The following is a 9,166-nucleotide window of genomic DNA, read 5'->3' as shown; positions in this document are numbered from 1 at the left end:
GAGGGCAACTGTACAAACATCTTAGGCATCAGCATAAGAAATATCGAAAACGATATGGTAGCCCTAAACGGCAAAGGCTCAATAAAAAATAGAATAATGATTGATGATCGCCCTAAAGGGGTTTGAAGTCCTCGAGACCGGAGCTGTACGTTAAGAGATAACAGTATGATTTATAACAAATTCAAATCGATATATTAACTGTCTATTGGGATATTAATAACTTCAAAAAAATATAAATTAGCCAAATTGTTTTTAATTAACACTGAAATTATGCTTAGCGTACATTTCCGGTCTCGAGGACTTCAAACCCCTTCTTAACTCATGTAGCAACATGGGAAAACAACTCTATTGAATTCTTTATTTGAATGCATTTCTTTCATAAGTATCCCTCATAGAGGGTTGCTTTATTGATTGGTTTTAATTTATTTTTGGCTAATTAAATTAAATACACCAAATTAAGTCGATAGAATTCTTAATTTATCCAGGTACAGCAGACTCTTCTGAAGAATAGACGCATACTGGCTCATCCTTAGGCATCGCGCAGGAACGATAAAAAAATGTACCGGCAGCAGCGACCCCACAGACTACGCCTACGGCAAGCAAGGAAATAGAAAGGTATGGAGAGGTAATCACAAGAGCAGTGACCAAAGCTGCTACAGTTAATGCCAGCGCACCAATAGCCGCAGTTGCAGTGAGGGCATTTAATAAGAAAGAATAATTATTAGGGTCGCTAGGCTGTCCATGCCTGATGCAGTTATCTACTATGTTTTTTATTTTTGTTTCATAGGCTTGTTTGCCTTCTTTCCCATCTTGAATTATTGGTAAAGGAACGTCCTTTATTGCAGCTAATGCCTGTTTGTAACAAACATTATTTGAGCCTACGAATTGGTTGACTTTCACAAGTACTTCGTTGGGTAATTCAGGTAATCCAGCTTGAACCATCCTGGGCATGCGGGAGTAGAGCGGATTTGCTTCTGGTGCGTTTGTAATTCTTCTGAGTTCTTTGTCCCATAGCTTAGTAAGTTCGCCTCCCGAATAGATAACCACCTTATTCCTTAAGTCCTCGGGCATTAATTGGATAATACGTTCTCTTTTACTCTCATCAAAGCCATTAATGAGTATGCTTTGCAAATTTTTGCAATAATTAAATGCCCCAGCACCAATCGAGGTAATATTCTCAGGAATGATTATTTGTTGCAGACTCTCGCACCTCTCAAATGCCTCATCCCCAATCGAGGTCACGCTATCAGGGATAGTAATTTGTTTCAGGCTCTTGCATTGCGCAAATGTCCAACGGCCAATCGAGATCACACCCTCAGGAATGGTTATTTGTTGCAGGTTTCGGCAGTCCAAAAATGCTGAATCCCCAAACGAAGTCACGCTCTCAGGAATGTTGATTTGCAGCAGGTTGTGGCAGAATGCAAATGCTTTGTCCCCAATCGAAGTCACGCTCTCGGGAATGGTTATTTGTTGCAGGTTTTGGCAGCCCAAAAATGCTTCATCCCCAATCGAAGTCACGCTCTCAGGAATGTTGATTTGCTGCAGGTTGCTGCACCATGAAAATGCACCACGGGGAATTGAGCTCACACCCTCAGGAATAGTGATTTGCTGCAGGTTTACGCAGCGCGAAAATACCTTACGTCCAATTATGGTTACGCCAATGGGAATCTCAAAAAAGCCATTCTTGATGTCATTTTCGTTAACCTCAAGTAAAGTGCTGCCATCGTGGCTTAATAGCATTGTTATCACCTTTATATTTTAATAAGAAGAAGCCTGTTATTAGATTATTACTTTCTAGTGAGGGGTTAAGAATCTCTGTGGAAAATATAAGTCTCATTATAAATCAATGTGCTCACAAAGCAAGCAATAAGGCGCAGGTTCTTAAAATAGTACATTCTTGCGGCAGGGCGTATAGATGAGCAACACTCCGCTTCAAGCTGAAGACAAAACCAAAGGAACTGGCGTGACCCACAAAGCAGCGTCTGGGTTGCGGCTAAATCGAAACCGAAGCTTTGCAAATCCGAAGGAACGGGGCCTCCTACACCTCGCACAACAAGAGACTTGTACTATCTCTTAACTCTCTACCAATTAAAACCTGCTGTCTATACAGCGGGTTTTAATTGCCCCAACCTAGATTTTAGGTTCTCTATCATTATTGATAGAACTTTCTTGATGGATGGGTTCTTCCTTCTCCTCTATACCTTGGATTTGTTCTTGTAAATCCTGCATACGCCCGCCTAAGAAAAAGAGTTCAGCAGTTAAAAACATGGGCGCAATGAGCGCTTGCCAAATATTATCGAGCAAAGCTGGACGATGGCCTTCAAAAAAATGGCCAATCAATTGCAGTGCCCAGCCCAGGATAAAGGTAATGAAAAAAATCCATAGAGCTGAGCTAGTCGGCCCATAGTAGCTCACAAGATTTGCAAGCCAAAGCAAGATAATAAAGACGGCAGTGAGAACTAATGCTAAACGCCAATTAAGAAAATAGTAGTAAACAAGTAAGGCAAAGGTGGCGAGGCCTGCCAGAGTAATATCCATGACACCGGGAATGACCAAGTGAAGAAAACCAAAAAGGACCATTAATGAGAAAATAATTAAGGGTACACCCACAAAATGGGTATAGCGAGTGATTGGTTTTTGATGATAGGTCCCATAGATTCGCGCTTGTTCGATAAAAGATTTCATCATAATCATCCCAAAAAGGTTCAATTAAAAAGTAGCATAAGTTTCTTGAAACTAGCAATTTAGTCTATTTAATGAAGTGCTGTAATCCAAACCAAGTTGCCATGCCGGCTATAGTCATCAATATGGAACCCATTAAATGAGAAGCAATTTCTCCCAAAAACATCCCGTATTGTTCTTCTTGTAATAAAGCGACTATCTCCGCAGAAAAAGTGGAAAAAGTCGTTAACCCTCCACAAAAACCGGTAATGATAAATAAACGCCATTCCGAGGAAATGCTCGGCATAGAAGTAAAATATGCAATAGCTAAGCCAATGATATATCCACCAATAAGATTTGCGACCAGTGTCCCTGGCGGTATTGAAGGAAAGAGATGATTGAGTTTAAGACTTAGAAACCAGCGAAAAATGGCACCTAAAGCTGCACCTAAGCCAATAGAAATAAGAGATTTCCACATAGTAATCCTAGCTTGGAAGAATGTTATAACCTATTGAGAATATAAACAATATTGAGAAGAATTACTAAGAGAAAAAAGAGAGTCTTTTTGAGCGCGGTAAGTATAATATTGATTCTTTTTGTTTAAATTGTTATCATATGCAGTCCTTCTTATGAGGATGAACTATGAAGTTTTTTAAACTGTTAATCTTAACTGTCGCTCTATTCACTGTGGAGCAAACCCTAGCGACTCAACCCGTAAGTTTACGAGATAAAATCGGTCAAATGCTTATTATAGGCTTTGAAGGTAAACAAGTAGATAAAGATTCTCCTATTATCAAAGCAATTAATCAAGAAAATATCGGTGGCGTTATTTTATTTGATTATAACTATCGCACAGATACTTTCGATAAAAATATTGAAAGTCCAGCGCAGGTAAAAAAACTGAATTACCAATTGCAACAAGCCAATGAACGTGCCAATCAAAAATACCATCGTGCACAATTACCTTTATTAATTTCGGTTGATTATGAAGGTGGCGCGGTTAATCGATTAGGTAAGGAATACGGATTTCCAGAGACTCTCCCAGCAGCTGTGGTTGGCAAAATGAAAAAAGAAGAGGCTGCCGAATTAGCGGATAATATGGGTAGAACTTTAGAAAATGCCGGGTTTAATTTAAATTTTGCCCCTGATATCGATGTCAATGTCAATCCAGATAATCCCATCATTGGCCAATTAGGTCGTAGTTTTTCTGCTGATCCCGGCGAAGTAGCCAGCTTCGCAACTATTTATTCGCGTTATTTCCTACAGCATAAATCACAATGTGCCTATAAACATTTTCCTGGCCATGGAAGCTCTAATTCGGACTCGCATTTAGATTTTGTTGATGTGAGTGAGAGTTGGCAAGAATCTGAATTGGAGCCTTACAAGCAGCTCTTGGCTGGAGATGAAGGCTGTAATATGGTGATGACTGCGCATATCGTCAATCGAAAACTCGATGAATCAGGTTTGCCTGCTACCTTATCACACAAGATCTTGACCGGTATTTTGCGAGAACAATTACAATTTAATGGTGTGATTATTACCGACGACATGCAAATGAAAGCGATTAGCGACCATTATGGTTTAGAACAAGCAGTCACTTTGGCCGTCAATGCAGGGGCTGATATGTTTATATTTGGCAATCAATTATCTAAGACGCCTCAAGATCCCAAAGAAGTCATTGATATTATCGAAGCAAAAGTAAAATCAGGTGAGATTAGTCAAGCTCGCATTGAGAATGCTTATCGTCATATTCAATCATTTAAGAGTACGCTACTGCTGTAAATTGGGTCAAGGCCTGAGGGATCGTCACTTTTTTTTGAACAAAAAATAGGTGTTGCTCCAATCAGTAGCTCGATCCCTTCGGGCTGAGTCCTTCGAGAGACTCAGGATGCTCGGGTGCGCTTAGCGCTGTCTCGAAGCCTTGGCGCAAAGCCCTCCTTCGAGTGCCTCAGGGACAGGCCTTCGAGACGTCGCTGGCGCTCCTCCTCAGGCTGAACGGTTCAGTAAAACACTGGATTTGGCTCGAAATATTATTCAAAAAAAGGTGAAGATACCTCAGGGTCAAGGCCCAATCGCTACTCAAAAATCGACCACAAAATACCGTGGATCGTAACGATAACAGTACCATAGAAATTTTTTATTGTTTTGCGCGATCGTGATCCGCAATAAATCGAGAGATTTAAGCGGTGGTTGCGCATTAATAAAACAAACTCGATTATCCCCACTTACATTAACAAAATGATAATTATGGCTGGCTACATAAGCGTTAGGAAAACTATAAAAATCCATAGTGGGTAATAACACGACAGGCCTTCCAGTCAGGAGAATTTTATCCGCGAAGACTGAAGAACTAAAAAGAATTAAAATAAATAAGATAAGCTTAGCCATCATTCCTTTCATCACGCTGCTCCAATCATATTAATGTGTAAATTATAGACACTAGCTCAATTGATTGTGACGAAAACAGCAGATAATATGATCGTTAACCATTCCTACAGATTGCATAAAGGCATAGCAGGTCGTTGGCCCCATAAAACTAAAGCCATCTTTTTTTAATTGCTTGGCCATGGCACTGGATTCGGGGGTGACTGCAGGAATTTGTTGCAGTGATTCGAGTTTAGGTTGCAGGATTTCTCCGCCGGTAAACTGCCAGAAATAATCGATAATATTTTCACGTTCGGCGACACGTAAAAAACTTTGCGCATTGGTTTTTACCGATTTTATTTTTAAGCGATTACGTATAATCGCGCTGTTGTTCAACAAATTTTCCAGCTTTTCCTCAGAGAGCTGAGCTAATTTTTCCGGAGCAAAATTTAAAAAAGCTTCGCGCATGGCTTCTCGTTTTTTTAAAACAGTGAACCAACTTAAACCCGCTTGCATGCTTTCTAAAACTATCATCTCGAATAATTTTTGGGAATTTTTTACCGGAACTCCCCATTCTTCATCGTGATAGGCCATATAAAGAGGATCTTTAATACACCATGTGCATCGCTGCATAATTTGTTATTCCCAACTCGACCATTTCTCAATTAACTTAACTTTTGAAAAAACTGTTTCATGAGAGGCAAAGGATTTTTTAGATCAGCATAAATTGCCACTGCGGCTAATTTTTCGCCTATTTCGTAATCGCAAAGCCAATAACCCTCTTCGTTAAGTAAAGGTTTTGGGCTCCCTGTTAACTTAACGAGGGATTTCTTTCCTTCAGCAATGGCGTCACTTTCTTTCTCTTGCTTGAAAAAGCCGACAGCAAAGAACCAATTATGGGAAGTGCCATAATCGCTAAATTGGTAGGTAAGAAATATTTTAGGAAAAAATTCAAGCGCCATGGATACCCCTTCTGCTTTAATTGCGCTCACACTGGGGCAGGCTTTGGGACCTTGATCTTCAAATGCAGCGAAAGCAGAGCTAGTCATAACTAGAGCGCTTATCAAAGAGAGTAGTTTTGCTTTTAACTTCATGTAACAATTTCCTTTTTCATAACTATTTTCCCGAGAGCATACTAACATGGACTTGTTGCGCAAAAAAGCGATTAATGACCCTCTTAAAACGGAAAGTGGACTAGCGCAATGCTTGTCCGCCTTTGATTTAACCTTCCTCGGTGTGGGCGCAATTGTCGGAGCAGGAATCTTTGTGTTAACGGGAATTGTGGCGGCAACCCAGTCAGGTCCAGCCATTATTTTATCTTATATTATTGCCGGATTTGCCTGCGCTTTTGCTGCTTTATCTTATGCAGAATTGGCGTCCAGCGTGGGGGGGTGCGGGAGTGCCTATGGTTATGCCTATGCAGGCTTTGGTGAGTTAATTGCCTGGATTGTCGGCTGGGATCTACTGCTTGAATATTCGATTTCTGTTTCTGCGGTGGCAGTAGGTTGGAGTGGCTATTTCAATGATTTTTTACAGGCACTCAAATTCAAACTGCACCCTAGTTTGCGCCATGGGTTGGGAGATGGGGGGATCTTTAATTTTTCTGCTTTTGCAATTATTGGCTTTTTAGCGCTCATGCTAATCTATGGTGTGAAATCGAGCTCTCGGTTTAATAATTTTATAGTGATCGTGAAGCTCATTGTCATTTTTATTTTTATTGGTATCGCAGTCACCGAAGTGCAAGAACGATATTGGTCTCCTTTTATGCCCTTTGGGTGGCACGGAGTGATTGAGGGCGCCTCGTTAATCTTTTTTTCTTACATTGGTTTTGATGCGGTTTCAACTGCTGCTGAAGAAGCAATAAAGCCCTCACGTGATGTGCCAATAGGGATTATCGGTTCGTTGCTTATTTGTACTATTCTATACATCATTGTGGCTGGACTACTGACTGGAATAGTTCCCTACTACAGTTTAAATGTCTCCTCACCGATTAGTCATGTTTTACTTCGTTTAGGATATAAACTAGCGGCGGCCCTGGTCGGTGTGGGAGCTATCGCAGGCTTAACGACGGTCATGCTTGTCCTCTTTTATGGTTTAAGTCGAATTTTTTTAGCTATGGCGCGTGATGGCTTATTACCCACGTATTTTTCGGTAGTTAACCCGCGAACACGGACACCTATTCGAATTATTCTCAGCTGCGGTTTAGTCATAGGCTTGTTAGCGGCATTAATACCGATGCATGAGTTGGCGGAGCTGGTGAATATTGGCACTCTTTTCGCCTTTATTACCGTTTGTGCCGGAGTCATAATCTTGCATTATTTGCAACCCGATTTACCGCGTCCTTTTAAAACGCCCTTCATGCCAGTCATTCCGATTTTAGGCATTCTGAGTTGTACTTATTTAATTTTTTACCTGCCATGGATTACCATGCTGCGCTTTATCATTTGGATGATAACGGGTATAGTTATTTACTGGTTTTATGGTCGCTTTAATAGTGAGTTGTATAAAAAAGAACAAAAAGGTGATTAAACATACTGGAATTGCTGCATTATTTAAGCAGCTGGCAAAAAAACAGGAACAAGGCGGCACTATCACTTATGGTGAGTTAGTCAGCTCAATTGGCCCTCAAGCTTATGGTTTAATTATTATTCTGTTTGCGTTACCTAGTGCTCTACCCATTTCCGTGGTGCCTGGGTTCTCTTTTATTTTTGGTTTACCCATCGTTTTTATCGCCATTCACATTATTATTGGCAAGCCCAGTTTATGGCTACCCAACCGATTGGCGAATCGTAAAATCGAAACTAAAAAATTAGCGGCTGTGATTAATAAAACACTCCCTTATTTATTATCAATCGAACATTTATTGAAGCCTCGTTGGCTATTTTTTAGTTCGCCAGCTATGGAGCGCTTACATGGAGTGGTTTTATTCGCTTTGAGTTTCTTGCTGCTACTTCCTATTCCTTTTAGTAATTTTATTTTCGCTTTCCTGATCATTTTATTTGGCTTAGGTATCTCAGAAGAAGACGGATTAGTATTAGTTTTGGCTTATATTGGCTCCTTTGCTTATGCTTTATTTTTAACCAGGCTAACTCGAGAAGTATTTCGTTGGTTTGTTGCCTAACCAAAGGTCATCATGATGGCGGCTGCAATAATTCCTGCCGCTGGAATAGTGAGAAGCCAAGAGAGGAAAATGCGCCTTAAAACCGGCCAATGAGCTCCTTTAAGACCGTTGTTAAGCCCGACCCCTGCAATGGATCCGGTGACTGTGTGGGTCGTTGAAACAGGAATACCGCATTCCGTTGCTGTAAAAATCATTATTGCTGCACCCGTCTCAGCCGCGCAGCCTCGCATGGTATTGAGTTCAGTAATTTTAGTGCCCATTGTGTGCACAATTCGCCATCCCCCGACTAAGGTTCCTAAACTAATTACTGTTTGGCAAGAAATAATGACCCAAAAGGGAACATAAAAGGTATCGCCAAGAAAGGAAGAGGAAAAAAGGAGAACAGCAATGATCCCCATGGTTTTTTGCGCATCATTACCACCATGCGTTAGGCTTAATAAAGCTGAGGATGCGAGTTGAAAGCCTTTAAATACTCTATTGAGCACTTCTTCAGGATATTTATTTAAGAGAAGACCCATTAAGAATGCAAGTAGAAATCCAAATGCTAGGCCCACAGCAGGAGAAACAAAGATACCTATAGCCACTTTTATAAACCCTACAGGCTTGAGCGCTGCCAAGCCTCCCTTTGCTATTGCAGCTCCGGCGAGTCCGCCAATTAAGGCATGAGATGAGCTGGAGGGCAATCCGTAATACCAGGTGGCTAAATTCCAAAAAATTGCCCCAATTAGAGCTGCAAAAATGAGATGAGCATCTACAATGGTGGTATCGATGAGTCCATTACCAATAGTTTTCGCCACCATTAAGCTAAAAACCATGAAAGCCATAAAATTAAAAACAGCAGCCCATATGACTGCTTGACGCGGGGTTAGAACGCCAGTGGTTACTATGGTTGCTATGGAGTTTGCGGCGTCATGAAAACCATTAATAAAATCAAAAATAAAGGCAATCATAATAACGAACACGATAAATGAAGTGCCTGTTCCCATAGTTTTTATCCTTACAAAGCTTAAATTGCCGCAT

General features: G+C 40.7%; 10 protein-coding genes and 1 pseudogene. 4 read left to right on the top strand and 7 right to left on the bottom strand.

Features of this window, described 5'->3' with window-relative positions; all coding sequences use genetic code 11:
• Positions 1 to 114, top strand: a pseudogene (locus Ldro_RS17020) (IS30 family transposase); the annotation flags it as partial.
• Positions 115 to 477: 363 nt separating this feature from the next.
• Here Ldro_RS17020 and Ldro_RS09175 read toward each other — a convergent pair.
• The 3 genes from Ldro_RS09175 to crcB all read right to left on the bottom strand — a co-directional run bounded on the left by Ldro_RS09175 (position 478) and on the right by crcB (position 3,139).
• Positions 478 to 1,740 (bottom strand): leucine-rich repeat domain-containing protein, encoded by a 1,263-nt coding sequence (locus Ldro_RS09175; protein WP_058496133.1) that lies wholly within the window; start codon positions 1,738 to 1,740, stop codon positions 478 to 480.
• Between the two features lie 390 nt (positions 1,741 to 2,130).
• Positions 2,131 to 2,685, bottom strand: a complete 555-nt coding sequence (locus Ldro_RS09170) for an Mpo1 family 2-hydroxy fatty acid dioxygenase (RefSeq protein ID WP_058496132.1) — start codon at positions 2,683 to 2,685, stop codon at positions 2,131 to 2,133.
• Positions 2,686 to 2,749: 64 nt separating this feature from the next.
• A complete protein-coding gene (gene crcB / locus Ldro_RS09165; RefSeq protein ID WP_058496131.1) occupies positions 2,750 to 3,139 on the bottom strand; it encodes a fluoride efflux transporter CrcB in 390 nt (129 codons plus the stop codon).
• Positions 3,140 to 3,303: 164 nt separating this feature from the next.
• Here crcB and Ldro_RS09160 point away from each other — a divergent pair, with 164 nt between their 5' ends.
• Positions 3,304 to 4,443 (top strand): glycoside hydrolase family 3 protein, encoded by a 1,140-nt coding sequence (locus Ldro_RS09160; protein ID WP_058496130.1) that lies wholly within the window; start codon positions 3,304 to 3,306, stop codon positions 4,441 to 4,443.
• A gap of 297 nt (positions 4,444 to 4,740) precedes the next feature.
• Here Ldro_RS09160 and Ldro_RS09155 read toward each other — a convergent pair whose 3' ends face one another.
• Genes Ldro_RS09155 through Ldro_RS09145 form a run of 3 tightly spaced genes read right to left on the bottom strand, consistent with a single transcriptional unit; the run spans position 4,741 to position 6,119 of the window.
• Positions 4,741 to 5,061, bottom strand: a complete 321-nt coding sequence (locus tag Ldro_RS09155; protein ID WP_058496129.1) for a hypothetical protein — start codon at positions 5,059 to 5,061, stop codon at positions 4,741 to 4,743.
• Between the two features lie 39 nt (positions 5,062 to 5,100).
• The gene (locus Ldro_RS09150) at positions 5,101 to 5,658 is read right to left on the bottom strand and encodes a DNA-3-methyladenine glycosylase I (protein WP_058496128.1); all 558 of its coding nucleotides are present in this window, start codon (positions 5,656 to 5,658) and stop codon (positions 5,101 to 5,103) included.
• A 32-nt stretch (positions 5,659 to 5,690) separates the two neighbouring features.
• Entirely contained in the window at positions 5,691 to 6,119 is a 429-nt protein-coding gene (locus Ldro_RS09145; RefSeq protein WP_058496127.1) for a DUF4949 domain-containing protein, read from the bottom strand.
• Positions 6,120 to 6,165: 46 nt separating this feature from the next.
• On the opposite strand from Ldro_RS09145, the gene Ldro_RS09140 reads away from it, so the two are divergent.
• Together Ldro_RS09140 and Ldro_RS09135 are read left to right on the top strand one after the other, a co-directional pair.
• Positions 6,166 to 7,554 carry an amino acid permease gene (locus tag Ldro_RS09140; protein WP_058496126.1) on the top strand — a complete coding sequence of 463 codons (1,389 nt, stop codon included), beginning with the start codon at positions 6,166 to 6,168 and terminating at the stop codon, positions 7,552 to 7,554.
• A complete protein-coding gene (locus tag Ldro_RS09135) occupies positions 7,547 to 8,146 on the top strand; it encodes an exopolysaccharide biosynthesis protein (protein WP_238584000.1) in 600 nt (199 codons plus the stop codon). Before Ldro_RS09140 ends, Ldro_RS09135 begins: the two co-directional genes overlap by 8 nt.
• Here the strand turns inward: Ldro_RS09135 and Ldro_RS09130 are convergent.
• The gene (locus Ldro_RS09130) at positions 8,143 to 9,132 is read right to left on the bottom strand and encodes an inorganic phosphate transporter (protein ID WP_058496124.1); all 990 of its coding nucleotides are present in this window, start codon (positions 9,130 to 9,132) and stop codon (positions 8,143 to 8,145) included. The two genes, Ldro_RS09135 and Ldro_RS09130, sit on opposite strands and share 4 nt — an antisense overlap.
• Positions 9,133 to 9,166 lie beyond the last annotated feature (34 nt).

This window comes from Legionella drozanskii LLAP-1 (genome assembly GCF_001467585.1).
In the GTDB taxonomy this organism is placed as follows: Bacteria; Pseudomonadota; Gammaproteobacteria; order Legionellales; family Legionellaceae; genus Tatlockia; species Tatlockia drozanskii.
The sequence above is the reverse complement of the archived record's forward strand: the minus strand, read 5'-3'. Positions and strand labels throughout refer to the sequence as shown.

Coding starts and splice junctions, on each gene's coding strand:
- Ldro_RS09175 (WP_058496133.1), bottom strand. CDS start 1,740: ATGCTATTAAGCCACGATGGCAGCACTTTACTTGAGGTTAACGAAAAT.
- Ldro_RS09170 (WP_058496132.1), bottom strand. CDS start 2,685: ATGAAATCTTTTATCGAACAAGCGCGAATCTATGGGACCTATCATCAA.
- crcB (WP_058496131.1), bottom strand. CDS start 3,139: ATGTGGAAATCTCTTATTTCTATTGGCTTAGGTGCAGCTTTAGGTGCC.
- Ldro_RS09160 (WP_058496130.1), top strand. CDS start 3,304: ATGAAGTTTTTTAAACTGTTAATCTTAACTGTCGCTCTATTCACTGTG.
- Ldro_RS09155 (WP_058496129.1), bottom strand. CDS start 5,061: ATGAAAGGAATGATGGCTAAGCTTATCTTATTTATTTTAATTCTTTTT.
- Ldro_RS09150 (WP_058496128.1), bottom strand. CDS start 5,658: ATGCAGCGATGCACATGGTGTATTAAAGATCCTCTTTATATGGCCTAT.
- Ldro_RS09145 (WP_058496127.1), bottom strand. CDS start 6,119: ATGAAGTTAAAAGCAAAACTACTCTCTTTGATAAGCGCTCTAGTTATG.
- Ldro_RS09140 (WP_058496126.1), top strand. CDS start 6,166: ATGGACTTGTTGCGCAAAAAAGCGATTAATGACCCTCTTAAAACGGAA.
- Ldro_RS09130 (WP_058496124.1), bottom strand. CDS start 9,132: ATGGGAACAGGCACTTCATTTATCGTGTTCGTTATTATGATTGCCTTT.